The 24,788-nt window shown below is 73.5% G+C and carries 23 protein-coding genes and 1 tRNA gene; 7 read left to right on the top strand and 17 right to left on the bottom strand.

The window, feature by feature from the left end; all coding sequences use genetic code 11:
• Positions 1 to 52: 52 nt before the first annotated feature.
• The 4 genes from ABEA04_RS04135 to ABEA04_RS04120 all read right to left on the bottom strand — a co-directional run bounded on the left by ABEA04_RS04135 (position 53) and on the right by ABEA04_RS04120 (position 2,551).
• The gene (locus tag ABEA04_RS04135) at positions 53 to 820 is read right to left on the bottom strand and encodes a DUF3800 domain-containing protein (RefSeq protein ID WP_345454803.1); all 768 of its coding nucleotides are present in this window, start codon (positions 818 to 820) and stop codon (positions 53 to 55) included.
• 66 nt (positions 821 to 886) lie between these two features.
• Complete coding sequence (locus ABEA04_RS04130; protein ID WP_345454801.1) at positions 887 to 2,098, bottom strand: tyrosine-type recombinase/integrase; 1,212 nt, start codon at positions 2,096 to 2,098, stop codon at positions 887 to 889.
• A 96-nt stretch (positions 2,099 to 2,194) separates the two neighbouring features.
• Positions 2,195 to 2,270: transfer RNA gene (locus tag ABEA04_RS04125), tRNA-Thr, on the bottom strand.
• An 86-nt stretch (positions 2,271 to 2,356) separates the two neighbouring features.
• Positions 2,357 to 2,551 (bottom strand): hypothetical protein, encoded by a 195-nt coding sequence (locus tag ABEA04_RS04120; RefSeq protein ID WP_345454799.1) that lies wholly within the window; start codon positions 2,549 to 2,551, stop codon positions 2,357 to 2,359.
• Between the two features lie 70 nt (positions 2,552 to 2,621).
• Here ABEA04_RS04120 and ABEA04_RS04115 point away from each other — a divergent pair, with 70 nt between their 5' ends.
• Positions 2,622 to 3,563, top strand: a complete 942-nt coding sequence (locus ABEA04_RS04115; RefSeq protein WP_345454797.1) for a LysR family transcriptional regulator — start codon at positions 2,622 to 2,624, stop codon at positions 3,561 to 3,563.
• A gap of 3 nt (positions 3,564 to 3,566) precedes the next feature.
• Here the strand turns inward: ABEA04_RS04115 and ABEA04_RS04110 are convergent, their stop codons facing one another.
• The 3 genes from ABEA04_RS04110 to ABEA04_RS04100 are packed head-to-tail and all read right to left on the bottom strand — an operon-like array spanning position 3,567 to position 8,147.
• Entirely contained in the window at positions 3,567 to 5,375 is a 1,809-nt protein-coding gene (locus ABEA04_RS04110) for an ATP-binding protein (protein ID WP_345454795.1), read from the bottom strand.
• A gap of 34 nt (positions 5,376 to 5,409) precedes the next feature.
• A complete protein-coding gene (locus ABEA04_RS04105; RefSeq protein WP_345454793.1) occupies positions 5,410 to 5,754 on the bottom strand; it encodes a hypothetical protein in 345 nt (114 codons plus the stop codon).
• A complete protein-coding gene (locus ABEA04_RS04100) occupies positions 5,754 to 8,147 on the bottom strand; it encodes an eCIS core domain-containing protein (RefSeq protein ID WP_345454791.1) in 2,394 nt (797 codons plus the stop codon). Before ABEA04_RS04100 ends, ABEA04_RS04105 begins: the two co-directional genes overlap by 1 nt.
• Before the next feature lie 127 nt (positions 8,148 to 8,274).
• Between ABEA04_RS04100 and ABEA04_RS04095 the strand changes: the two genes are divergently transcribed.
• The 3 genes from ABEA04_RS04095 to ABEA04_RS04085 are packed head-to-tail and all read left to right on the top strand — an operon-like array spanning position 8,275 to position 11,230.
• The gene (locus ABEA04_RS04095) at positions 8,275 to 9,312 is read left to right on the top strand and encodes an AAA family ATPase (protein WP_345454789.1); all 1,038 of its coding nucleotides are present in this window, start codon (positions 8,275 to 8,277) and stop codon (positions 9,310 to 9,312) included.
• A complete protein-coding gene (locus ABEA04_RS04090) occupies positions 9,309 to 10,250 on the top strand; it encodes a DUF58 domain-containing protein (protein WP_345454787.1) in 942 nt (313 codons plus the stop codon). The genes ABEA04_RS04095 and ABEA04_RS04090 overlap by 4 nt, the downstream gene beginning before the upstream one ends.
• Positions 10,247 to 11,230 carry a VWA domain-containing protein gene (locus tag ABEA04_RS04085; RefSeq protein WP_345454785.1) on the top strand — a complete coding sequence of 328 codons (984 nt, stop codon included), beginning with the start codon at positions 10,247 to 10,249 and terminating at the stop codon, positions 11,228 to 11,230. The genes ABEA04_RS04090 and ABEA04_RS04085 overlap by 4 nt, the downstream gene beginning before the upstream one ends.
• A 22-nt stretch (positions 11,231 to 11,252) precedes the next feature.
• Here the strand turns inward: ABEA04_RS04085 and ABEA04_RS04080 are convergent, their stop codons facing one another.
• The 3 genes from ABEA04_RS04080 to ABEA04_RS04070 are packed head-to-tail and all read right to left on the bottom strand — an operon-like array spanning position 11,253 to position 14,900.
• Complete coding sequence (locus ABEA04_RS04080; RefSeq protein ID WP_345454783.1) at positions 11,253 to 12,869, bottom strand: alpha/beta hydrolase; 1,617 nt, start codon at positions 12,867 to 12,869, stop codon at positions 11,253 to 11,255.
• 20 nt (positions 12,870 to 12,889) lie between these two features.
• Positions 12,890 to 14,056: a DNA polymerase III subunit delta' gene (locus ABEA04_RS04075; protein ID WP_345454781.1), complete on the bottom strand. Its 1,167-nt coding sequence runs from the start codon at positions 14,054 to 14,056 to the stop codon at positions 12,890 to 12,892.
• A gap of 46 nt (positions 14,057 to 14,102) precedes the next feature.
• Positions 14,103 to 14,900: a tryptophan 2,3-dioxygenase gene (locus ABEA04_RS04070; protein ID WP_345454779.1), complete on the bottom strand. Its 798-nt coding sequence runs from the start codon at positions 14,898 to 14,900 to the stop codon at positions 14,103 to 14,105.
• A 114-nt stretch (positions 14,901 to 15,014) separates the two neighbouring features.
• Here ABEA04_RS04070 and ABEA04_RS04065 point away from each other — a divergent pair, with 114 nt between their 5' ends.
• Positions 15,015 to 15,500 (top strand): DUF2505 domain-containing protein, encoded by a 486-nt coding sequence (locus ABEA04_RS04065; RefSeq protein ID WP_345454777.1) that lies wholly within the window; start codon positions 15,015 to 15,017, stop codon positions 15,498 to 15,500.
• Here the strand turns inward: ABEA04_RS04065 and ABEA04_RS04060 are convergent.
• The 7 genes from ABEA04_RS04060 to ABEA04_RS04030 all read right to left on the bottom strand — a co-directional run bounded on the left by ABEA04_RS04060 (position 15,485) and on the right by ABEA04_RS04030 (position 22,537).
• Positions 15,485 to 15,709 (bottom strand): hypothetical protein, encoded by a 225-nt coding sequence (locus tag ABEA04_RS04060; RefSeq protein ID WP_345454775.1) that lies wholly within the window; start codon positions 15,707 to 15,709, stop codon positions 15,485 to 15,487. The two genes, ABEA04_RS04065 and ABEA04_RS04060, sit on opposite strands and share 16 nt — an antisense overlap.
• Positions 15,710 to 15,743: 34 nt before the next feature.
• Positions 15,744 to 16,223 (bottom strand): (2Fe-2S)-binding protein, encoded by a 480-nt coding sequence (locus tag ABEA04_RS04055; RefSeq protein ID WP_345454773.1) that lies wholly within the window; start codon positions 16,221 to 16,223, stop codon positions 15,744 to 15,746.
• Between the two features lie 11 nt (positions 16,224 to 16,234).
• Positions 16,235 to 18,616: a molybdopterin cofactor-binding domain-containing protein gene (locus tag ABEA04_RS04050; protein WP_345454771.1), complete on the bottom strand. Its 2,382-nt coding sequence runs from the start codon at positions 18,614 to 18,616 to the stop codon at positions 16,235 to 16,237.
• 179 nt (positions 18,617 to 18,795) lie between these two features.
• Positions 18,796 to 19,986, bottom strand: coding sequence for an RsbRD N-terminal domain-containing protein (locus ABEA04_RS04045; protein WP_345454769.1), 1,191 nt, complete (start codon positions 19,984 to 19,986; stop codon positions 18,796 to 18,798).
• 11 nt (positions 19,987 to 19,997) lie between these two features.
• Entirely contained in the window at positions 19,998 to 21,374 is a 1,377-nt protein-coding gene (locus tag ABEA04_RS04040; protein ID WP_345454767.1) for a dipeptidase, read from the bottom strand.
• 189 nt (positions 21,375 to 21,563) lie between these two features.
• Positions 21,564 to 21,944: a sterol carrier family protein gene (locus tag ABEA04_RS04035; RefSeq protein ID WP_345454765.1), complete on the bottom strand. Its 381-nt coding sequence runs from the start codon at positions 21,942 to 21,944 to the stop codon at positions 21,564 to 21,566.
• Positions 21,944 to 22,537 (bottom strand): helix-turn-helix domain-containing protein, encoded by a 594-nt coding sequence (locus tag ABEA04_RS04030; RefSeq protein ID WP_345454763.1) that lies wholly within the window; start codon positions 22,535 to 22,537, stop codon positions 21,944 to 21,946. Before ABEA04_RS04030 ends, ABEA04_RS04035 begins: the two co-directional genes overlap by 1 nt.
• 70 nt (positions 22,538 to 22,607) lie before the next feature.
• Here ABEA04_RS04030 and ABEA04_RS04025 point away from each other — a divergent pair, with 70 nt between their 5' ends.
• Together ABEA04_RS04025 and ABEA04_RS04020 are read left to right on the top strand one after the other, a co-directional pair.
• Positions 22,608 to 23,894: an MFS transporter gene (locus ABEA04_RS04025; RefSeq protein ID WP_345454761.1), complete on the top strand. Its 1,287-nt coding sequence runs from the start codon at positions 22,608 to 22,610 to the stop codon at positions 23,892 to 23,894.
• Between the two features lie 17 nt (positions 23,895 to 23,911).
• Positions 23,912 to 24,760, top strand: a complete 849-nt coding sequence (locus ABEA04_RS04020) for a DNA-formamidopyrimidine glycosylase family protein (RefSeq protein ID WP_345454759.1) — start codon at positions 23,912 to 23,914, stop codon at positions 24,758 to 24,760.
• Positions 24,761 to 24,788: the final 28 nt, after the last annotated feature.

Raw genomic sequence — 24,788 nt, 5'->3', positions numbered from 1 at the left:
TCTAGTCGGATGCGGCGCCCCCGGGCCCCCCGGGCGGTCGCTTCTTTGCGTGTCAGATGTTCATCTCAGGCCACCACGGCATGCCGCGGATCGTGGCCTCGTTGCCAAGCCACTTGAACCCCGTGCCCCAGCACCGGCCTCGGTACTCGCGGATCAGCGGCCGGGTCCTGACTAGGTGGTGTGGCTCGTAGTTGCCGAACTGGTCCGGCCGCAGGGCGGCGCTCAGCATGCCAGCGAAGGCGTCAGCACATTGCAGGCCGTCGAAGCTGGTCTGATCGTTGAAGTGCACGTCGCCCCGGCGAAGGCGCCAGGGCACCCAGCTGGGGTCTTGCCTGCGCGCTCGATGGTCGAGGTAGTCGCGAGTGGTCTGATGGTTGAAACCCCGCACGTGACCGAAGCGCACGACGACGTCGCGCTGGCCTCCCGGCCAACCGCCCGCGGCCAGCAGGATGCGCTCCATGCAGAGCGCCGCGGCGAAGTTGTAGAAGACCGCTTGGTCTGTTCGCATCCCGGCCCCGGCAGGGATCGCGGCCTTCTCGACCACGACGTAGTTCAGCCGGATGCGCGGGACGGCCGTCAGTACGTCCGTCACGTGCTGACGGCGACTGAAGGTCTTCACGTGATCCTTCCAGTGCAACGGCCGGCCGACGGGCACGTTGAGATCCCGTCGCAACTGGCTCAGGGCGGCGCGCATGGGCGCTTCATCCTCATCACCGACGAGGACGCAGGCGAACGCGAAGTACGGCGACGACTTGCCGCTGACGCCGCGGTCACCGGTCTCGTCGATGTATGCCCGCAGTAGGGGCGCTGCCGCACTCACGCCTGCGACCGTAGTTGCCCACCCGGCTTAGTGTCGCGCGCAAGTCGCATCTTCGTTGGTCGCCGACTAGGCACCGAGGGCAAGCCGGTCGGCGACCTTGCCCATGGCGTCGGCGAGCGGCGCGACGCGGACGTGCATGTAGCCCCGGCTCGTCACGATTGACGAGTGGCCGAGGATGGCGGTGATGACGGTCGGGTCGACGCCGGCCTCGAGGAGCAGCGTCGCGGTGGCGTGCCGGGCCTCGTGGATCGAGTAGAACCGGCCGTCGGGGTGCCCCTCCCCCGCAGTGGTCTGCAGGGCGTACCACTCCTCGTCGTCGTTCTTGGCGAGCGTGGGCGTGCCGGCGGCCGTGGGCCAGACGAGGCCAGCGGGGTTCTCGGGCGCGATCTCGCGCCAGGCGAGAAGGGCCGAGCGCATCCAGGGCACGAGCGGAATGACGCGCCAGCCGGCCTTCGTCTTGGGGCGGACCAGGTGGAGGCGGCCGTGCAGCTGCCTGGCCTCGTAGCCGTCGGGCACGCGGAACCCCGACGAGCGGTCACGAGCGACGCGGTACGGCAGCGGCTGCAGCTGCCACGAGATGACGAGCAGGCCGCGCTCGAGGTCGACCTGGTCCCAGGTGAGGCCGAGGCACTCGCCCTGGCGCATGCCCTGGAGGAGGGCTGCGGCCCAGCGGGAGCCGTGGGGCAGCTCGGCCGCGATGCCGAGGAGCCGGATGGCGAGCTCGACAGGCACATCCGTGCGGCCGCTCACGGCCTTGTCGGGCGCCTTGACGGCGAGGACCCGCGGCGGGATGGCGTAGCCCTCCTGCTGGGCGTCGGTGAGCAGGGTGCGCAGGACGGAGTGGGTGCGGCGCTGCGTCGACGTCGTCAGGCCGGCGGCGCGCTGGGCGTCGGCGACGGCGCGGATGTCCCGGGGCGTGAGCTTCACCAGCTGCTTGTGGCCGATGGTTGGCACGATCCAGCGACGGACGGCGGACCGGCTGGCGATGTAGGGCTGCGGTCGGAGCGTGCGCTCGACGAGCGGCAGCCACTGGTCGGCCCACTGCTTGACCGTGGTCCGCGTGGAGAGGTCGGTGTCGCCCATCTCGTCGAGCTCGCGCAGGCGCTCGCGGAGGCGGACCTTGACGGCGGGCTCGGTCTTGGCGCTGACCGTAATGCGCCGGCGGGTGCCGCGCTCGGTCAGCCCGAGGTCGATCGCTGCGTACCAGCGGCCGTCGGCGCGCTGGTAGACGCTGTGGGTCCCGTAGTCCCGCCGGTTTCGTCGCCGACCGTCGGCCATCTGTGACCACCTCCGGGGGACAGCCTAGTCAGCCAGGCTGTCAGCCATTGGTTGATCACAGATGAACACCAGCGGGGCTTACTTGACTGTGATACGTGGAGCCGCCTGTCGGAATCGAACCGACGACCTATTCATTACGAGTGAATCGCTCTACCGACTGAGCTAAGGCGGCCTGCCGCCCGCAGGCAGCGCGGCCGAGCATAGCCAACTGGGACGGCGGGCGCGCAGTCGGCGGGGCCACCCGCGGGAGGGGTGGGGTCAGGCGGCGGCGGGGGCGGGCTCGGGGCGGCGCTGCGGCTCGGCGGCCGCGCGGCCGGTGAGCAGCGTCTGGGCGGAGCCACACCAGCACGCGAAGTGGACGACGATGCCGTGGTCGGTGTTGTCGAGGCCGGTGACCTGTCCGGGGAAGATCAGCGACCGCTGGTGGCAGGAGGTGCAGTCGTGGGTGAACATGACTCAATTCTGACGACCTGGCTGACCCAGGGGTAGCCTCTCTTTCCGAAGGAACCCCTAGGCTCGACCTATGCTTTCGCTCCACCAGCTGCGGTGCTTCCTCGCCACCTACGAGCACGGTTCGCTGACGGCCGCGGCCGACGAGCTCGGCTACGCCCAGCCGTCGGTCTCCGAGCAGGTCAAGGCGCTGGAGAAGACGCTCGGGGTCCAGCTGTTCCGGCGGGTCGGGCGGGGCGTCGTCCCCACCACGGTGGCCGACACGCTGCGTCCGCACGCCGAGCGGGTGCTGGGCGCGGTCGACGAGGCGAAGCGGGCGGTGGAGGGCGTCGTGTCGTTCGAGACCGGCACCATCCGCTTCGGCATGTTCGGCACCTCGCGGCTCTACGCCGGCGCGGGCCTGGTGGCCGACGTCCTCGAGCGCCACCCCGGCGTGCGCGTCGAGCTGATCGGCCAGAACTCCACCGACGTCGCCGACCAGCTGCGCCGCGGGCACCTCGAGGCCGCGATGATCGCGGTCCCCGCCGTCGAGAGCGAGGGCCTCAGCGTCACGCCCGTCGTGCGCGACGAGCTGGTCTACGTCAGCGCCGACCCGGCACGGCTCGAGACGCCCATCACCGCCCGGCGGCTGGGCGAGGCGTCGCTGGTGATGCCCGAGACCACCTGGCGCGCCGTCGACTCCACCCGCATCGTGCTGCGCCGCATGCTGCACGAGAGCGGCCGCAACCCGCAGACCCGCATCGAGGTCGAGGACGTCGAGACGGCCGTCGAGCTGGCCGGCATGGGGCTGGCCGACACCGTCATCCCCCGCGGCGCCGCCGTGCAGCTGGTGCCGCGGCTCGCACCGGGCGCCGGCTGGGTCTCGCTGCGCCCGCGGCAGTGGGACACCCTCGCCATCGTGCACCGCGCCGGGGCCACCCTCTCCCCCGCCGCGCGGCTGATGATCGAGCTGGCCACGCGTCGGGTGCGCGCCGTCGTCGAGGCGGCCGGCGGCCAGGCCGCCGACGGCGCCTGACCCCTACTGCCCCGGCGGCAGGACGTCGTCGGCCCAGCGGCCGAAGGCGTCGCGGTGCGCGCGGCGTCCGAGCTTGACCATCTCGGACGAGACCGCCCGCAGCAGCTCGGGCATCCCCACGGCTCCGGAGCCGCCGGGCGCGGCCGCGGCGAAGGCGGCTGTGAGCGCGACGTTGCGGAGGGAGCCACCGGTGAGGTCGAACCGCTCGGCCACCATCCCCAGGTCGAGGTCGCGGCGCGGCACGCCGGCGAGCGCGCGGTCGAGGATGCGCTCGCGCTCGGTGGCGTTCGGCACCGGGAAGTGCACGGTGACGTGGATGCGGCGCATGAACGCGGGGTCGATGTTGCCGTTGAAGTTCGAGGTCAGCACCGTGAAGCCGTCGTAGGTCTCGAGGCGTTGCAGCAGGTAGGACACCTCGAGGTTGGCGTAGCGGTCCTTGGAGTCCTCGACCTTCGAGCGCGAGCCGAACAGCGAGTCGGCCTCGTCGAAGAGCAGCAGGTAGTTGCCGGTGTGAGCGGCCGAGAAGACCTCCTCGAGGTTCTTCTCGGTCTCGCCGATGTACTTGCTCACCAGGGCCGAGAGGTCGATGCGGTAGAGCTCGATGCCGAGCTCGCCGGCGATGACCTCCGCGCTGGTCGTCTTGCCGGTGCCCGAGGGCCCCGTGAAGAGCGCGACCACTCCGGGCGAGGGGTAGAGCGGCATCCGCCACTCCCGGTGCACCCGGTCGCGCTGGCCGTAGCGGTCGACCAGCGCGTGCAGCTGGCGCTCCTGGCTCGGCGGCAGCATCAGGTCGTCCCAGCCGACGCGGGGGACGACGCGCGTGGCGTGCGCGAGCAGGGCTCCTGTGGCGACGCGACGGACCGCCTCCTCGGGGGTGTCGCCCTCCTGCCGGGCCAGCACGGCCTGGCGCAGCTGGTCGGCGGTCGGACGGCGTCCCGGCACCGGCGCCCCGGGGAAGGCCTCGGCCCACTCGTCGTCGGTGACGTCGGCCGGCGTCGCGGCGACCTGCACGAACGGCCGCTGCGGCGCCTGCGAGATCGGCAGAGGTTGCACCGAGCAGAGGGCGATCGGCAGGTGATCGGCCCGCTCGACCCACCGGCGGTCGAGCGCCGTCGGCGGTCCCTCCAGGTCGAGCACCAGCCCGGCACCCACCACCGTGGCCTGGCGCACCAGCGCGCGCCAGCCGGCGTCGTCGACCGGGGCCGGCGAGGCCACGAACGCCTCGCCGATCGTCACCGCGGACGCCGTCTGATGCCGTCGCAGCGGGTCGGCGCCGTGCACCAGGGTCAGCGGACTCTGGCCCGGGTCGTCACCGTGCGCGGGCAGGTAGCTGCACGCCGGGTCGAGCGCCGGGTCGAGGGCGAGGTCGCCGAGCAGCGCCCACGCCGTCCGCCGCGGCAGCGAGACCCGGGCGGTGGCGAGCGGGCCCTCGCGCTCGACGTCGAGCAGCGCGGCCCGGTCGAGCCGGCCGTCGGCCGAGACGGCGCGCGCCGCGTCGGCGCCGAGCAGCTCGGTCAGCAGCTGCACGTCGAGCAGCGTCGGGGCCTGGACGCGACCCAGCGCCACCACGAGCCCCTGCAGCCGCACGTCGAGGTCGACGGCGGCGCAGAGCGCGAGCACCTGCACCTCGGTCTCGTCGAGCCCCGCCGCATCGGCGATCCGCGCGAGCGGGCCGGCGTCGTAGCGCGCCTTCTCGAGCTCGTCGGCGGCCGCCGTGACGGCGTCATCGGCCGCCTCGCTGCTCGCGCCCGTGCGCCGGCGCAGCACCTCGCGCTCGAGGCAGGCTGCCGGCCAGGCCGCCCAGTCGTCCATCCCGAGAAGTCCCTCCCGTGCGTGCCGGTCGACGTCAGTCGGGGTCGGGGACCCCGAGCAGCTCCATCAGCTCGGCGCGCTCGTCGGGCAGCGCGTCGCACTGGTAGAAGCCGCCCCACCGCTGAGCGGTGAGGTACCTGCGTCCGAGGCCTACCGAGCCCAGCGCCGACCCGGCGTGCGAGAAGTTCAGCCGCAGGGTCATGATCCGAGGCTCGGCGCGCGGGGTCTCGAAGCGGTCGGCGCGCTCGTCGAGCCAGCGCGCCGCGGCCGCGATCCGCGTGGGGTCGGTCACCCGTGCCTGCTCGCGGTCGTGGTTGTCGGTGACCCGGACGAGATCTGCCTCGTCCAGGTCGCTGAAGCTCAGTCCGCCCAGCATCATCAGCCCTTCGGGTAGTCGGTGCCGAACAGCTTCTTCCAGGTCTTCGCCGGCATCCACGCCCGCTTGCCGAAGACGTCGAACTCGACCAGCAGCTCGCCGTCGACCTTGTTGGTGCGACCGGTGTAACCGATGTCGATGGGCTTGTAGGCCGCGCCGTTCGCTGCCTTCATCGGGTGCTGGTTGCCCTCCTCGTCGAACATCGGCACCGTGAAGCCGGCCTTCAGCACACCCTTGATCTTGCCGGCGCCGGCCTTCGCCTTCTCCTTCGCCGCGGCCTTGGCCATCTTCTCCGCCGCGATCTTCGGGTCGGTGTCGGTGATCTGCCCGCCGTCGAGGAAGCCCTCGACGGTGTGCCCGTAGACGACGGCGCGGATCTCGACCGGCCGCGCCTCCCCCACCTTCCAGGTCGGGTCGAGCACCTCGATCCGCTGCCAGGCGTCGACGTACTGGTCGGTCGGCCGGAGCGGACCGTAGAAACGGTCCTTCTCGCCCGCGACGAAGAACGGCCTGCCCGGCCGGAAGACCTTCTTGCTGTCGATCCAGTACGTGACGTTCTGGTAGCGGACCTTGGTGGCGTTGCCGTCCACCGCGAGCTTGCTGACCTCGACCCCGCCGGGGATCGTGCCGGTCTTGTCGGTGAAGGCACGGTCCGCGTACCCGGGGACCGCGTCGGACGCCTTCCCGCTGACGGTGATCGGGACGCCGGGCCCGTCGGCCTCGGGCCCGGTGATGACCTCGTTGCCCTTGTCCTTGCCCTGCTTGAGGTAGGAGCCGAGCTTGTGCCCCCACCCCGGGTGCACGCCCGACGGCTTCTTGGTCGGGATGCCGGACTCGTTGAGCAGCGTCCACGCGACGGCGTTGCAGTTCTCGCCGTTGACGAACGCCTCGAGGCCGCCGAGGCCACCGGCGTTGAGGTTCCTCTTCGCCGCCTTGTAGGGCACCTGCATGCCGTCGATCTGCCGGGCGACCTGCACGAGCCGGTCGAGCTTCGCCTGCGCCTTGTCGCCCTTGAGCACCGTGACGCTGGGCGCCGAGGGGTCCCAGTCGACGATCCCCGGGTGGAAGTCGCCGTAGTCGCACACCGTCATGTCGTTCTCGTCCGGGCCGCCGCGGAAGTAGGTCAGCTCGCCGTCGGCGCCGGTGTAGACGAGGAACAGGTGCATGCGGCGCGGTGCGCCGAGCACGTTGCCACCGATGAAGGTCGCCCGGACGTCGAGGCGCGGACCGCCGCCTGCCGCCGCCTTCTGCGTCGGGGTCTGCGCGGTGACGGCGCCGTCGAAGCCCTGTGACTTCAGCCAGGCACGGGTCTCGGGGTTGTCGGCGCCCTTGTCGAGCAGGCCCTTCCACTTGTCCCGCACCTCGAGGGTCTTCGGGAAGTATCGGGAGTCGAACTTCTTGCGCTCGGCCTCGGTGGGCTTGCGGATCTCGTTCGTCGTCGTCGCCTGGGGCTTGCCGAGCTTGGAGAAGAGCACGCTGACGTACTCGTAGAGCAGGTAGGCCCGCAGCAGGTCCTTCACAGCTCGCTTGTCGGTGTCGCCCTTGCTCTGCTGCCGCACCTTGCCGAGGTTGCAGAGCTCCTTCTGCTGCGCCTGGGGCACCAGGGCACTCACGTACTGCTCGAGCGGGCCGTACTTCTTGGGGTTCGCGGCCACCGCGGCGTCGATGGCCGCCTGGGCAACCGGCGCGATGCCCTCGTTGCCGGCCACGTCGGGCGGGGCTGCCTCCTCGGCCTTCGGCCCGACGGGCTCCACCTCGGCGTCGACGGGCTCGGCGACGGCCACGCCGCCACCGCCCTTGTCGGCCGGGGCCTCCTTCTTCTTGCCGCCGGGCCAGCGCTTGACGGTCGGCGCCCCGCCGTTCTGGACGACGTGCGCCAGCTCGTGCGCGAGCACCCGCTGCCCGCCCGGGGTCCCGGGCTGGTACTCGCCGGCCCCGAAGAAGACGTCGTTGCCGGCGGTGAAGGCGCGGGCCGAAACCTTGCGGTTCAGGTCGGCCGACTCGGCGCCGTCGTGGATGCGCACGTGGGCGAGCGACCGGCCGAAGCCGGCCTCCATCTGGCTTCGCACGCCGGCCTCGAGCGGCGCTCCACCACCCCGGGCCTGCTCGACGCGCTCGGTCAGACCGTCCGACAGCGCACCGCCGGCCATGCCGACCTCGGCGCCGGTGCCGTCGGCGACGCGCTGCACGTGGTCACAGCCCGCACCGTGCTGGTGCGCCTCGGGCGCGCCGGCGCTCTCGCCGCCGATGCGCGCGATCACCTCGTCGGCGACGCGATCGGCCTCGACCTCGGCCCGGTCGTCGGCGGCACCGACGACCAGCGGCTGGGCGACGCGGCGGACCGGGGCCTGGAGGGCCTGGTCCTCGGGCTCGAGCTTCTGCAGCTGCTGCCTCACGGTCGCGACTGTAGGTGTCTCCGTGCGGGTGTGGTGACGAACCGCAGAACCTTTGCCGCCGATCACCCGGCGGTGGGCACGTCGCGGGCGGCCCGGGCCGTTCCACCTGGTCTGTCAAGGTGGGTGCATGTCGCAGGCACAGGAGGCGGAGGTCGCCCAGGCCTCCGCCCAGCTCGAGCGGGCGCTCATCGAGGTCAAGAAGGTCGTCGTCGGCCAGGACGCCATGGTCGAGCGCATGCTCGTCGGGCTGATCGCCCGCGGCCACCTGCTGCTCGAGGGCGTCCCGGGCGTGGCCAAGACGCTCGCGGTGCGCACGCTGGCCGATGTCGTGGGCGGCAGCTTCGCGCGGCTGCAGTTCACCCCCGACCTGATGCCGGGCGACATCACCGGCACCCGCGTGTGGCGCGCGAGCAGCGAGCGCTTCGACGTCGAGCTCGGTCCGGTCTTCGCCAACCTGGTGCTCGCCGACGAGATCAACCGCGCCCCGGCGAAGGTGCAGTCGGCGCTGCTCGAGGCGATGGCCGAGCGCCAGGTCTCGGTGGCCGGCACCAGCCACCGGCTGCCCGACCCGTTCCTGGTGCTCGCCACCCAGAACCCGGTCGAGTCCGAGGGCGTCTACCGGCTGCCCGAGGCGCAGCGCGACCGCTTCCTGCTCAAGATCGACGTGCCCTACCCGACCGGCCAGGAGGAGTTCGAGATCCTCCACCGGATGTCGGTCGACCCGCCGGTCGCCGAGCAGGTGCTCGGACCGGACGACGTCCTGCGGCTGCAGCGGGTGGCCGACGGGCTGTTCGTGCACCACTCGGTGTCGAGCTACCTGGTGAACCTGACCATCGCGACCCGCTCGCCCGAGCGCTACGGCCTGGCCCACCTCACCGGCCAGATCGAGCTCGGCGTCAGCCCGCGCGCCTCCCTCGGCATGCTGGCCGCCGGCCGGGCCCTCGCGCTGCTGCGCGGGCGCTCCTACGTGCTGCCCTCCGACGTCGCCGAGGTGGCCTCCGACGTGATGAGCCACCGCCTGCTGCTCACCTTCGACGCCGTCGCCGACGGCGCCGACCCCCGCCAGATCGTGCGCGACATCGTGGCCGCCGTCCCGCAGCCGAGCGTGGCCAGCCGCGAGGATCCCGACGGCCGCAAGCACACCGAGCCCCTGCCGGTCCCGTGACCGACGACCTGCCCCCGCTCGGCGGCACCGCCTCCCCCGAGGCCGTCTTCGCCAGCCTCGAGCTCGCCGTGCGGCGCCGGCTGCCGGGCCGGCTGCACGGCGACAAGCGGGGCCTGACCCTCGGCTCGGGCTCCGAGCCGGAGGAGATCGTGCGCTACCGCCCCGGCGAGGACGACGTGCGCCGCATCGACTGGAACGTCACCGCCCGCGCGTCGGGCACGCCCCACGTGTGGCGCCCGCTCGCCGAGCACGAGCTCGAGAGCTGGGTGCTGGTCGACGACACCGCCAGCATGGCCTTCGGCACCGTCGCGCTCGAGAAGCGGGACGTCGCCGCGGGCGTCGTCGCCGCCGTCGCGCTGCTCACCGCCGGCCCCGGCAACCGGGTGGGCACCGCCCATCTCACGCGCGACGGGCTCGCCTGGAGCGCGCCGGTGCTCTCGCGCGCGGCCGCGCACCGGGCGCTGCGCCCGTCGTCCACGCCGCGGCACGCGAGCGGCGGTGCCCTCGACCTCGGCTCCGCGCTCCGGGCGTTCGCCACGCGCCGTCCGCGGCCCGGCGTGCGCGTCGTGGTCACCGACCTCGTCGAGCCCGACGGCCGCCTCGAGCGTCCGTTCTCGTGGGAGACGCCGCTGCGGCGCCTGGCCGCCGCCCACGAGACGCTCGTCGTCGAGGTCGTCGACCCCCGCGAGCTCGAGCTGCCCGACGTCGGCACCGTGACGCTGGAGGACCCCGAGACCGGACGCCGCCGCGAGGTCGCCACCGGCAGCCGGCGACTGCGCGAGCGCTACGCCGCGGCCACCGCCGCCCACCGCGCCGCGGCCGCCGAGGCGGTGCGCTCGGCCCGCGCCGCGCACGTGCTGCTGCGCACCGACCGCGACTGGGTGCGCGACCTCGCCCGCCACGTCAACGGCCGCCCGATGCGGCGGGTCCCGGCATGAACGGCCTGAACCCGATGCTCTCGCTGGCCAGCCCGACGTGGCTGCTGCTGCTGGTCCCCGTGGCCGTGCTGCTCGTCGTCTACGTCGTCATGCAGGCCCGCCGCACCCGCTACGCGGTGCGGTTCGCGGCGCTGCCGATGCTCGAGAAGGTGATGCCGCGGCGTCCGTCGTGGCGCCGGCACCTGCCCGCCGCACTGCTGCTGATCACCTTCGTCGCGCTCTGCGTCGCGGCCGCCCGGCCCCAGGTCGACGAGCAGGTGCCGCGCGAGCGCGCCACGGTGATCGTCACCGTCGACGTCTCGCTGTCGATGATGGCCGTCGACGTCGAGCCCGACCGGCTCACCGCCGCCCGCGAGGCCGCCAAGGACTTCGTCGACGGCCTGCCCGACGGCTTCAACGTCGGCATCGTCTCCTTCGCCGGCGCCGCCACCGTGCTGGCCGAGCCGAGCCCCGACCACCAGGCCGCCATCGACGCCCTCGACCGGCTCGAGCTCGACGAGGGCACCGCGATCGGCGACGGCGTCCTGACCTCCCTCGCCCAGATCGAGGCGACCGCCGGCAGCGACGCCGCCGTCGACGAGAACGGCGACCCCATCCCCGCCCACGTGGTGCTCCTCAGCGACGGCACCAACACCGTCGGCAGCAGCGTCGACCAGGCCACCGCCAAGGCCGAGGAGGACGGCGTCCCGATCTCGACCATCGCCTACGGCACCGCCACCGGCACCGTCGAGGTCGACGGCCAGATCGTGCCCGTGCCCGTCGACGAGCCGGCGCTGGCCGCCCTCGCCGAGGCCACCGGCGGCACCGGCTACGAGGCCGAGAGCGCCGGCGAGCTCGACGAGGTCTACGACGACATCCAGTCCTCGATCGGCTACACCACCGAGCAGCGCGACATCACGCCGTGGTTCGTGGCCGGCTCGCTGCTGCTCGGCCTGCTCGCGGCGGCGCTGTCGCTGGTGTGGTTCGCCCGACTGCCCTAGCGCGTCGCTGCACGCCCGGCGGTCAGCACTCGGTGCCGTCGGCCGGCACCTCGCCGTCGAGCAGGTAGCCCTCGACGGCCTCGTCGATGCAGTCGTTGCCCTTGTTGTAAGCGGTGTGGCCGTCGCCGTCGCGGCTGAGCAGGACGCCGCTCTCGAGCTGCTCGGCCAGGGCCACGGCCTCCTCGTAGGGGGTCGCGGGGTCGCGCGTGGTGCCCACGACGACGATCGGCGCGGCGCCCTCCGCGCGGATCTCGGGCTCGGGCTCGGCGGCCTCCACCTGCAGGCCGCGGCAGCCGACCAGGCCCCAGGCGAAGACGTCGCCGAAGGTGGGCGAGGCCTCGCGGAAGGCCGGCAGCTCGGCCGGCACCTCGGACGGCTCGATGAAGCTCGGGTCGTCGAGGCAGTTGATGGCCACGATGGCCTCGAGACTGTTGTCGGCGTAGCTGCCGTCGGACTCGCGCGAGCCGTAGAAGTCCGACAGCAGCAGCAGGGTGTCGCCGTTGCCGTCGAGCGCCTCCTGCAGGCCCTGGTCGAGCAGCGGCCAGTTGTCCTCGCTGTAGAGCGGCAGCACCACGCCGTAGAACGCGTTGCCGATCTCGAGCTCGCGGTCGCCGCTGGTGGGCAGCGGCTGCTGCTCGATGCTGTCGAGCAGGCCGCGGATCGTCTCGAGGGCCTCCTCGCGGCTGCCGCCGAGGAAGCAGTCGCCCTCGAGGCAGTTGTCGACGTAGGCGTTGAGGGCGGTCTGGAAGCCGGCAGCCTGGCTGAGGGAGTCCTCGCGGGTGCTCAGCGTGGGGTCGATGGCGCCGTCGAGCACGAACCGGCCGACGTTGCCGGGGAACAGCTCGGCGTAGGTGGCGCCCAGCTTGGTGCCGTAGGAGAAGCCGAGGTAGCTGAGCTTCTCCTCGCCGAGCGCGGCGCGCAGCACGTCCATGTCGCGGGCCGCCTCGACGGTGCTGACGTGACCGACGACCGGCCCGGAGTTCGCCACGCAGCCCTCGAAGAACGCCTGCTGGTTCTCGGCGGTCTGCTCGGCCTCGGCGGCGTCGTCGGGCGTGGGGTCGGCGGCGATGAAGGCGTCGAGCTCGGAGTCGGAGAGGCAGTCGACCGGCGAGGACTCACCGGTGCCGCGAGGGTCGAAGGCCACGATGTCGACGCGGTCGAGCAGCTGCGGGCGGAAGTAGCTGCTGGCCTGCTCGGCCATCGTGGTGCCGGGCGCGCCGGGGCCGCCGGGGTTGACCACCAGCGAGCCGACCCGCGAGGCCTGGTCGCCGGCGAGGGCGCGCTCGAGGTTGAGGTCGATGGTCTCGCCGTCGGGCTCGCCGTAGTCGACCGGCACCGTGAGCGTGCCGCACTCGTTGCTGCCGCACGACTGCCAGTCGATCTGCTGGGTGTAGAAGTCGTCGAGGCCCTCGGGCACCGGGCCGGCCGGGGCGCCCGGGGCCGCGTCGCTCGGCGACGGCTCGTCGGACGGCTCGTCGGACGGCGTCGCCGCGGGGGCGTCGGCGTCGGCCGGCCCCTCGGAGCGCTGCGCGGTGGGCTCGTCGTCGTCGCCGACCAGCAGCGCGGTCGTGACCCCGCCGCCGACGCCCAGCACGATGATCGTCACCACGGCGATCACCGCGACCAGTCGCCTGTTCATCCACTACCTCCGTCGGGGCATCAGCCGGGCACCTTGAGCGCGACCATCATGGCTTCCAGCGCCAACAGCGGCGGGACGTTGAACTCGAGCATCTGCTCGCGCGCCTCGAGGATCCAGCCGATGCGGCGCAGGTTGAGCTCGGGGCTCGAGGTGCGCGCGACCTCCTCGACGTCGCCGCGGACCTCGGCGTTGACCAGGTCGACACCGGCGCCGAGACCGACGGCGATCGCGTCGCGGTAGACCGAGGCGAGGTCGGTGAGGCCGCGGTCGACCACGTCGAGCACGCGGCGCTTGGCGCGGGTCTTCTGGGCCCGGTCGAGGGCCGCGACGGCCGGGGCGTAGCCGGTGGGACGACGTCCGCGCTCGACCACGCCGTAGGCGGTGTCGAGGTCGGCCTTCTCGCGGGCGTCGAGCGTCGTGGTGATCGCCTCGGCCTCGGCCTTGGCGACCTCGGCGAGCTCGGCGGCGGCGCGCATGCAGGCCCCGAGCGAGGTGAGCCGCGTGGGCAGGCCGACGACCTTGGTGCGCCGCTCGCGGGTGGCGTCGTCGGTGGCGAGCGCACGGGCCCGCCCGATGTGGCCCTGGCTGGCCCGGGCGGCGTGCGCGGCCAGCGCCGGCTCGACCCCCGCGGTGCGCACCAGGAAGTCGGTGACCGCGGCGGTGGTGGGCGTGGCCAGCGTGAGCAGGCGGCAGCGGGAGCGGATGGTGGGCAGCACGTCGTCGACCGTGGGCGCGCACAGCAGCCAGACGGTGCGCGGGCTCGGCTCCTCGATGGCCTTGAGCAGCGCGTTGCAGGCCGGCTCGGTGAGGCGGTCGGCGTCCTCGACGACGACGACCTGCCAGCCCCGGCCGGAGGGGGACAGCGCCGAGCGGCGCACCAGGTCGCGCACCTCGTCGACGCCGATGGACAGCTTCTCGGTGCGCACGACCCCGATGTCGGCGTGGGTGCCGGCGAGGCCGGTGTGGCACTCGTGGCACTCCCCGCAACCGCCGCGCGGGCACTGCAGCGCCGTCGCGAAGGCGATCGCGGCGTTCGAGCGCCCCGAGCCCGGCGGACCGGTGAACAGCCACGCGTGGGTCATGCCGTCGCCGTGCACGGCCCGGGCGAGCTGCCGGACGACGCCCTCCTGCCCGACCAGCCGCGACCACACCCCCACGCCGGTGGGCGCGGGTGCGGTGGTGGTCATGCGCAGAACCTACGGGGCGGCGCCGACAGGGGGCGGACGCCGGTCGTCACAGCCGGCTTCGGACCTCCCACAGCAGCGGGTAGTACTGCAGGGGCAGCCGGCCGCGGAGGTAGGCCGCGCCGCTGGAGCCGCCGGTGCCGGACTTGTGGCCGATCATCCGCTCGACCATCACCACGTGCCGTGCGCGCCAGCTGGCGGCGAGCTCGTCGTGCTGGAGCAGCGCCTCGGCCAGCGCCCACACCGCGGCGAACCGGGCGCGGTCGTGGGCCGCGGTGCGCACGGAGGCGACGACGTCCTCGTCGGTGCCGGCGGGCAGGTCATGGGCGCGCAGGACGTGGAGGAAGGCGTCCCACAGCGTCGGCTCGGCCAGCCGCTGGTCGAGCCGGGCGCGCTCGTCGGCGGTGAGGCCGCGGAACCGCTCGAGGTAGGCGGCGTCCTTCGCGCCGGAGGCGAACTCCAGCTCGCGGAACTGCACGCTCTGGAAGCCGCTGGCCGGGGCGAGCCGCTGGCGGAAGCGGCCGAAGTCCTGCGGGGTCATGGTCTCGAGCACGTCGACCTGCTGCACCAGCACCCGCTCGATCACGTGCACGCGGGCGAGCAGGTGCTGCGCCCACCACAGCTCGCCGCGGGTCATCGCGTCGCGGGCCGCCGTCACCTCGTGCAGCAGCTGCTGGAACCACAGCTCGTAGACCTGGTGGATGGTGATGAAGAGCAGCTCGTCGTGCTCGGGCGGGTCGGACTCGAGGTGCTGGGCGTCGAGCAGCTGCGGCAGCCGCAGGTAGGAGCCGTAGGTCAGCTGGGCGCCCTGCTCGCCGAAGCGGACGAAGTCCTCGTCGGTTGTCACCGGGCCAGGCTAGGACGAGAGGGTGGACGCCGTGTCGCACGCGCCCGGCATGATGCGGTCCGACGGCGGCCCGAGGCGGGCCGCACGGCGGCACGGCAGAAGGGGGCGCCCGCGATGGCGAAGACGATCCGGCACGAGATGCACTACGACGCGAGCATCGACCAGGTGGCGGCGATGCTGGCCGACCCGGCGTTCCGCGAGGAGGTCTGCCGCTCCCAGGGCGTGACCAAGGTCGAGGTCGACGTCACGCCCGGCGCCGACGGCGCCAAGCAGGTGCGCATCGACCAGTGGCAGCCCACCCAGGGCGTGCCCGGCTTCGCGAAGAAGATCGTGGGCGACGAGACCAACATCGTCCAGGAGGAGTCCTGGACCAGCGCCACCCACGGCGACATCACCGTCACCATCCCCGGCAAGCCGGGCGACATGAAGGGCACCGCGGTGCTCGTCGAGGACGGCGCCGGGGTGGTCGAGACCGTCGAGCTCACCGTCAAGGTGAAGATCCCGGTCGTCGGCGGCAAGCTCGAGGGGCTCATCGCCGACCTGCTGCTCAAGGCCCTCAAGGCCGAGAACAGGGTCGGGCGCGACTACCTCTCGCGCTGAGCCGCGTCGTCCGCGTCGTCCGTGGTGCCGTCGCCCGACGCCTCGGCCGGCGTCCCGTCGTGCTCCTCGAGACGCCGGCGCCGCCACATCACCACGCCCAGCAGCACGAACGGCCCGAAGGCCAGCACCAGGGTGAGCGCGAGCAGCGCCGGGTGGTCGGCGCCGACGTGCAGGGGCACGAGGCCGGGCGGCCAGGACGTCGTCGACACCCCTCGATTGTGCGTGGCGCCGGTTCGCGACGGGTCAGCGCATCGCGCGCGCGCCCTGCTCGATGGCCTCGCGGATGCGGAAGTAGGTGCCGCAGCGGCAGATGTTGCGGATCTGGTCGAGGTCGGAGTCGCGCAGCTCGCGCCCCTCCCGCCGCAGCCGCTTGACCAGCGCCACCGCGGCCATGATCTGACCGGGCTGGCAGTAGCCGCACTGCGAGACGTCCTGCTCGAGCCAGGCGCGCTGCATCGGGTGCAGCTCACCGGGCGCGGTGTCGGCGAGGCCCTCGATGGTGGTGACCCGGTCGTTCGGCTTCAGGTCGCCCACCCGCACCGAGCACGGGTTGAAGGCCAGGCCGTTGACGTGCGAAGTGCACGCCTTGCACACGTTGATGCCGCAGCCGTACTTGGGGCCGGTGACCCCGAGCAGGTCGCGCAGCACCCAGAGCACGCGCACGTCGTCGTTCACGTCGACCGTCACGGTGCGGCCGTTGAGGATGAAGGTCTGCTTCGGCATGGGTCGGCTCCTCAGCGCGCCAGCTTCAGGCCGTTGGTCGGCGAGGGCGGCACGGGCGGCTCGAACGACTTCGGCTTGAACGACAGCTGGTCGTGGTTGATGGGGAAGGACGTCGGCACCCGGCCCGTGGCGCGGGCGTAGGCGCAGGCCACCGCCGCGGCGGTCGAGCCCACGGCGGCCTCGCCGGCGCCGCCGGGGGTCTCGGAGTCGGACGGCATGACGTGCACCTCGAGCTGCTTGGGCACGTTCCACTGGCGCGTGTAGAAGTAGTTGTCCCAGCTGGCCTCGAGGAACCGGCCGTCGCGCAGGTGGCACGAGCTGGTGAGGGTGAGCGCGATGCCGTCCATGGCCCCGCCCTGCATCTGGGCCTCGAGACCCCGCGGGTTGATGGCCAGGCCGACGTCGACGGCGATGACCACCTTCGTGACGCGCGGCCCGGTCACGGTCTCCTTGCCGAGGTCGCGGTTGACGGTCTGCGGGCGGCAGTCGATCTCGGCGAGCACCGCTGTGCAGCCCTTGTACTCCTTGTGGATCGCGATGCCCTGCGCGGTGCCGGCCGGCATCCGCCGTCCCCACCCGCCCTCGCGGGCCACCGTCTTCAGCGCCGCGATGACGCGCTCGTTCTTGAGGAACTTCAGCCGGAAGGCGAGCGGGTCGAGCCCGGCCTTGCGGGCGAGCTGGTCGATGGTCAGCTCGGAGGCCACGCACGTGTCGGGCGAGTAGATGTTGCGCATGCTGCCGGTGCTGAAGACGTCCTCGAACTCCAGCGGCTCGTTGAGCAGCTGGGTCACGACGCCGAAGTTGTAGGGCAGCTCCTGCGTGAGGCTGAAGATCGTCTCGGCGAAGCTCAGCCCGCCCAGCCCGATCGGGTCGAGCTCGTCGGCCTGCGAGGTGATCATCTCGCCGAGGCCGTGGCTGAAGTCGGTGGTGACGCTGGTGTGGCGCTGCTCGAAGCTGAGCACCTCGCCGCCGAGCATCGTGGCGCGCACCCGCGAGGTGGCCATCGGGTGCAGCCGGCCCTGGCGGGGCTCGTCGGCGCGGTGCCACATGAGCTTGACCGGCTTGCCCATCGCCTTGGAGATGGTCGCCGCCTCGATGGCGTGGTCGCCGAACAGCTTGTGGCCGAACGACCCGCCACCGGTGACGACGTTCACCGTGACCTTGTCCTGCGGCAGCCCCACCGCCTGGGCGACGTTCTGCTGGGCCAGGATCGGCACCTTCAACCCCGCCCAGACCGTCGCCCGGTCGGGTCGGACGTCGGCGATGGCGGCGTACGGCTCGAGGGCCGCGCTGCTGCGGAAGGCGAAGGTGAACCGGGTGTCGACCTGCTCGGCGAGCAGCGGCACGTCGGGCACCGCCATCGGCAGCTCGCCCCCGCGCAGCTTGGAGAGCACCGTCTTGTCGGACTCGCCCGCGGCCGGGCCGGGGTTCCAGTCGACCTCCATCTGCCGGATCGCGTCGATGCACTGGCCGAAGGTGCGCGCCCGCACGGCGACCCCCGTGGGCACCACCGCCACGTGGGTCACCCCGGGCAGCGCGAGCACCGCGGCCTTGTTGCGCAGCCGCTTCGGGGTGCCGCCGTGGGTGGGAGCCCGGCACACCATCGTCGGCAGCGCGCCGGGGACGTCGAGGTCGGTGGTGAACTTCTTGCGGCCGGTGACCGCGTCGTGCGCGTCGGTGCGGTTGCGCGGCTTGCCGACGAGCCGGAAGTCCTCCTTCGGGCGCAGCACGACCTCGACGGCCTCGACGACCTGGCTGGCGGCGTCCGAGGCGAGCTCGCCGTAGGTCGCGCTGTTGCCGAGGGCGTCGCTGACCACCCCGCCGGTGGTGAACAGCCGGTCGACGGTGGTGCCGAACAGGACGGCGGCCGCACGCAGCAGCCGCTCGCGCGCGAGCGCACCGGCCACCCGGATCGGGGTGTAGGTCGAGAAGGTGGTGTTCGAGCCGCCGGTGAGCTGGTTGAGCAGCAGCTCGGGTCGTGCCTTCGCCAGCCGCACCTTGACCTTGTCCATCGGGAGGTCGAGCTCCTCGGCCAGGATCATCGTGGTCGAGGTGATGATGCCCTGGCCGACCTCGGTCCGGGGCAGCGCGAAGGAGGCGGTGCCGTCCTTCTCGATCACCACGCGGATCAGGTGGGACGTCGGCAGCGCCGAGTCGGTCTGGAGGTCCTCGAGGTCGTAGAGCTCGGGCACCTGCGGGCCCGACGGCACCTCGGCCCGCGCGGGCCGACCGAGGCCCAGGTCGGCCGCCACGGTCAGGGTGCTGCCGGCCAGCACGTAGCCGATGAAGCTGCGCCGTCGCAGCCCGGGCGCGGGCCCGGCTCCACTCCGCGGGTCGCCGTGCAGGCCGCTGTGCAGGTCGCTGGACGGGTCGGGTCGGTCGAAGGTCGTCACGTGTCTCCCCATGCAACGGGAGCGCCGGACGGACGTCCGGCACGGAGCACCCCGCTACGCCTAGATGGTCGCTCCACTATGACAGCGGTCACGCCGGCGCGGCAGAGGACCGCAGCCCAGCATCGGGGCGACTTCGCTGTGCACTCTGCACAACGACTGCGTGGTCGGGACGGGCTCGGTCAGGGCGACGTCGGCAGGCCCATCCGCTCGGCGCGCAGGGCGAGGTCGACCTCGGTCAGGACGCCGCCGTCGACGGCCACGCCGCACAGCTCGGCCACCCGGTTCAGCCGGTTGACCACCGTGTTGCGGTGGCACGGGACGGCGGCCGCGGCCCCGGTCGCCGAGCCGGCGTGGGCGACCCAGGCCGCGAGGGTCTGCAGCAGCGCGCGGGTCTCGGACGGCGGCAGCGCGCGCAGCGGCCGCACCCACCGGTCGAGCAGCAACGTCGCGAGGTCGGGGCAGCGCAGCAGCAGGGCCTCGGGCAGCCGGTCGTCGAGCGCCGCCAGGCCCGGCGTCTCGCCCTGCGCCCGCAGCGCCAGGCTCGCGCGCCGCAGGCCCTCGTCGACCGCCGCCAGACCGTGCACGGTCGTCGAGACGCCGAGGGCCGCGCCGCCGGCCGCGGCGACCTCGCGCAGCCCGGCCAGGGCGTCGTCCGGGTCGGGGCCGCGCAGCGCGAGCAGGCCGACGACGCCGTCCGCCCGCCGCACCCAGGCGGTGGCGTGGGGCGCGAGCACCGCGGCGGCCCGCCGCGGGTCGAGGTGCTCGGCGACCACCACCAGGAAGTCGCCGTCGACCGGGACGTCGAGCAGCAGCGCCGCGTCGTGGGCGAACCCCGGTTCTCGGGCGCGTCCGCCGAGCACACCCTCCCAGAGCTCGGCCCGCTGCTGCTCGTCGGCACGCACCAGCGCGCGCTCGTGCTGGTGGTAGGCCTGCGCCACGGCGGCCGAGGTCTCGTCGACGACGACCCAGAGCCGGGTGCCGATCTCGCGCAGCTCCTGGGCGTCGAGCGCGGGACCGCCCTGGTCGACCAGGTCCTCCCAGATCAACGCGCCGCCGATGCGGAACGAGCGCAGCACGTCGTCCAGCGGCAGCCCCTGCTCGGCGCGGCGGTGTCCGGTCTCGCGCGCGGGGGCGAGCACGTCGTCGTCCACCCCGGCGTGCAGCGAGCGCACGCGCGCGGCGTCGGCCAGCATGGTGAGCACCCGCGCCACGTTGTCGCGGCACGAGCGGACGAGGTCGTCGTGCGGCACCAGCCCCGACTCGCGGTAGCCGGGGTTGCCGGCCTCGATGCGGTCGACCAGACGCTGGGTCAGCGGCTCGAGTCGCGTGCGGCGGTGGCGCAGCAGGAAGTCGAGCGTGGCCGCGCGCACCGTCGTCCCCGCTAGCGGGCCAGGTTGCGCAGCAGCAGCGCCTCGGCGACCACGACACGCTCGAACTCGGCGAGGTGCAGGCCCTCGTTGGCGCCGTGGGCGCGGGTGTCGGGGTCCTCGACGCCGGTGACGAGCACGCTCGCCTCGGGGAAGGTCTCGAGGAACTCGGCGATGAACGGGATCGACCCACCGACGCCCATGTCGACCGGCTCGGTGCCGTCCCAGGCCTCGGTGAAGGCGGCGCGGGCGGCGTCGTAGGCGGGCCCGGTGGCGTCGATGGCGGTGGCCTCGCCGGTGTCGACGGTGGTGACGGTGAGGGTGGCGCCCCACGGCACGTGCTTCTCCAGGTGCGCGGTGAGCGCCGCGAGCGCGCTCTCGGTGGTGTCGCCGGGGGCGATGCGCAGGCTCAGCTTGGCGCGCGCCGTGGGCGAGAGGGTGTTGCTGGCGCCGTCGACCTTGGGGGCGTCGAGACCGGTGATGGTCAGCGCGGGCTGGGTCCACAGCCGCTCGACGACGGGGCCGCGGCCGACCCAGTGGACGTCGGCGGTGGCGCCGCTCTCGGCGCGCAGCCGCTCCTCGGGGTACTCGACGTCGGCGGCCGGCCCGCTGTGCAGCCCCTCGATCGTCAGGGCGCCGTCGTCGTCGTACAGGCTCGCCAGCAGGCGGATGAGCGCCATGATCGCGTCGGGCACGAGCCCGCCCCACATGCCGGAGTGGACGGCGTGGGTCAGCGTGCGCACCTCGACGTCGACGCGCACCAGGCCGCGCAGGCTGGTGGTCAGCGCGGGGACGCCGATGTCCCAGTTGCCGGAGTCGGCGATGACGATGACGTCGGCGCGCAGCGCCTCCTGGTGCTCGCGCAGCAGCTCGGGCAACGTCTCGGAGCCGACCTCCTCCTCGCCCTCGATGAACATCGTGACGCCCACGGGCGGGGTGTCGCCGTAGTGCTCGCCGAAGACCCGCAGCGCGCCGAGGTGGGCCGCGATGCCGGCCTTGTCGTCGGCCGCGCCGCGCGCGTAGAGCCGGTCACCGCGCTCGGTGGGCTCGAACGGCGGGCTGTCCCACAGCGCGTGGTCGTTCTCGGGCTGCACGTCGTGGTGGGCGTAGAGCAGGACGGTCGGGGCGCCGTCCGGGCCGGGGCGGTGGGCGATCACGGCGGGCGCGCCGCCGTCGATCGAGACGATGCGGACGTCGTCGAACCCCTCGGCACGGAACAGCTCGACGACGGCCTCGGCGCTGCGCTGCACCTCGCTCGCGCGCGCCGGGTCGGCGCTCACCGACTCGATGCGCACGAGGTCCTCGAGGTCGCTGCGGATGCCCGGCATCAGCTCGGCCACCCGGCTCCTGACCGTCTCGGTGCTCAGCCCCGCCGTCGTCTCCTCGCTCATGCCAGCCAACCTAGACCGACCTCGGGTGCCGCCCGCCCGGGGGATAGTCCCTGACGTTTGCGGGGTCCTGACGACGTGTCGACCCCGCAAACGTCCGGGACTATCCGCCAGGCCGAACTATCGCGATAGGTCGCGAGCGGTAGTCCCTGACGCAAGTCAAGGATTTCGACGCCGGAACGTTGATCTGCGTCAGGGACTATCGACGAGGGGCAGGTACGGCGAGAGGTCGGTGCGCTCGCCGGACGCCGTGAGCCGGCCGTCGGCGCGGGCGTCGTCGAAGGTGAGCTCGCCGGTGGCGAGGGCGATGAAGGTGAGGGCGTCGGTCTCGACGACGGCGGGCGGCGTGCCGCGGGCGTGGCGGACGCCGGGCACCACCTGCACGGCCGCGTACGGCGGCACCCGCACCTCCACCGACCGGCCCGGCGCCCGGGTCTCGAGCACGGCGAGGAAGTGCTTGACCAGCAGCTTGAGGTCGGCGCGGTCGGGGCGCTCGTCGGGCGGGGTCGCGGCGACGCGGTCGAGGGCGGCGGCGACCTCGACCGCGGGGGCGAGACGCAGGCGGGCCGGCATCAGGCGTCGTCCCCGGTCTCGTCGGCCTCGAGCCCGGGGTGGGGCAGCAGCAGCGAGAAGTGCGCGTAGGTGCGGCGGTCGTCGTCGGGGCCTGCCACCTGGCCGCGCTCGGCGTAGCGGCGCACCAGCTCGCCGATCTCGGTGGTGAGCTCGGTCGCCTCGTCCTTGGTGAGTCGCAGCGCCGACTCCGAGCTGCTGCGGTGCTCGTCGGGCTCGCGCTCGGCCGAGAAGACCCGGTCGACCAGCACGTGCGCCCACGCCGCCGCGTTGCGCCGGAAGACCCGCGCGGCGGCCTTGCCGCCCGGTGCCGCCTCGAGCTCGCGCAGGTCGATGCGCAGGCCGCCGGCGTGGGCGGCACGCCACACCCGGTCGCGGCGGTCGCGCGCGGCGTCGGGGTCCTCCTCGACCAGTCCGTACTTGGCCAGCTGACGCAGGTGGAAGCTCGCCTGGTTGGCCGGGACGCCGAGCTCGCGGGCCAGGTCGGCGGCCCGCATCGAGCCCTGGGCGTCGAGCTCGCTCAGGATCCGGTTGCGCACGGGGTGCGCGATGGCGCGCAGCACCTGGGGGTCGTGGACGACGTCGTCTCGCGGCACGCCGCCAGCCTAGCGACAAATGCGCACGCACTATTGCGCAACATAAGTTGCGCAACATATGGTGCGGATCGTGACCGGCTTCCGATCCCTCGCTCGCAACCACGACTTCCAGGTGCTCTGGGTCGCCCAGACCATCTCGACGCTCGGCAGCCGGGTGAGCATGTTCGTCTTCCCGCTGCTCGGCTACGCGCTCACCGGCTCCGCGCTCGTGGCCGCCGCCCTCGAGGCGGCGCACCTGCTCGGCGTGGCCGGCGCACTGCTGCCCGGCGGCGTCCTGGCCGACCGCGTCGACCGACGGCGGGTGATGCGGACGGCGAGCGGCACCGGCGCCCTGCTCTACGCCTCGCTCGCCGTCGCCGGGCTCGCCGGGTCCCTCACCGTGCCGCACCTGCTCGTCGTGGCCCTGCTGACCGGCGTGTGCGCCGGGGCGTTCGCACCGGCCGAGACCTCGGCGGTGCGCACCGTCGTCCCGCGTGAGGACCTGCCTGCCGCGCTGTCGCAGAACCAGGCGCGCGAGCACGTCGCCTCGCTCGTCGGGGCGCCGCTGGGCGGCGTCCTGTTCGCGGTGGCGCGGTGGCTGCCGTTCCTGGCCGACGCCGTCACCTACGCCCTGTCGTGGCTGCTGATCGGACGACTGCGCACCGACCTCTCCCCCGCCGCCCGCCCGGCCGGCGCGCCCCGCCGCCGGGTGCGGGCCGACCTCGCCGAGGGCGCCCGCTTCGTGCTGCGTCATCCGCTGTTCCGCACCCTGCTGGCGTGGTCGGCGCTGACCAACCTCGTCGTCAACGCGGTCTTCTTCGTCGCCGTGCTGCGTCTGATCGAGGACGGCGTCGACCCGCTGCACCTCGGCCTGGTCGAGACCGCGGCCGGGGCGGCCGGCATCCTCGGCGCGGTCGTCGCGCCGTGGCTGATCGAGCGGCTGCCCACCGGCTGGCTGACCATCACCGTCGCCTGGAGCTTCCTGCCGCTGCTGGTGCCGATGGCGCTGTGGAGCACCCCGCTCGTCGTGGCCGCCGCGCTCGGGCTGGTGCTGCTGTTCAACCCGGCCGGCAACGCCGGCATCGGCGCCTACCGGCTCACTGTCACCCCGCCCGAGCTGGTGGGTCGGGCACAGTCGTTCAGCCAGTTCGTCTCGATGGCGGCGATGCCCCTCGCGCCGCTGCTCGCCGGCGGGGCGCTGGCCTGGTTCGGCGGCGAGCGCGCCGTCCTCGCGCTCGGCCTCGTCGTCGCCGCCACCGCGCTGATCCCCACCTGCAGCCGCACCGTGCGCTCGGTGCCGCGCCCGCGGGTCTGGCGCGACGCGCCGCCGCTGGGTGAGCCGGCCCCAGCCGAGCGGGTGGTCGCCGTCCCGGCGTAGCGCGCCATCATGGAGGCGTGCCGGAGGGCGACAGCGTCTACAAGCTCGCCCGGCGGCTCGACCGGCAGCTGCGGGGGCGCACCGTCGTCCGCTCCGACCTGCGGGTGCCGCGCCTGGCCACCCGTGACCTCGCCGGACGCACCGTGCTCGGGCACGACACGCACGGCAAGCACCTGCTGACGCGGTTCGGTCCGGGTCCGCGCGACGACGTCCCGGTCAGCCTGCACAGCCACCTGCGCATGGACGGCGAGTGGTCGCTCACGCGCCGCGGCAAGCGGCTGCCGTCGCGGCTGATGTCGCAGGTGCGGCTCGTGCTCGGCCTCGACACCGGCGAGACGTTGTGGGGGCTGCGGCTGCACGACCTCGAGCTGGTCGCGACCGCCGACGAGGCGCAGGTCGTCGGGCACCTCGGTCCCGACCCGCTGCGCGCCGACTGGGACGCCGCCGAGGCCGCCCGCCGGTTGCGCGCCGACCCCGGCCGCCCGTTCGTCTCGGCACTGCTCGACCAGCGGCTCGTGGCCGGGCTCGGCAACCTGTGGGTCAACGAGCTGGCGTTCCTCACCGGCGTCTCGCCGTGGACGCCGATCGGCGACGTCGACGTCGACGCCCTGCTCGCCCGCGCCGCCACCGCCCTGCACCACTCCGCCACCGTCCCCGGCGCCTACCAGGTCACCACCGGCCTGTCCCGGCGCGGCGAGGACCACTGGGTCGCCGGCCGCCAGCGGCGTCCGTGCCTGCGCTGCGGCACCGTCGTCCGGATGGCCGACGAGATCCCCAACGACCCCGACCACCGCCGCACCTGGTGGTGCCCCACCTGCCAGCCCGGCCCCGGCCCCGAGACCCGCCGATCCGTCCGCCGGGTCTGAGGACGAGGGAGATCCCCCTACCCGCCGG

The organism is Nocardioides marinquilinus (assembly GCF_039543705.1).
Taxonomy (GTDB): Bacteria; Actinomycetota; Actinomycetes; order Propionibacteriales; family Nocardioidaceae; genus Nocardioides; species Nocardioides marinquilinus.
Note: the sequence above shows the minus strand (reverse complement) of the source record. Positions and strands in the feature narration are given on the sequence as shown.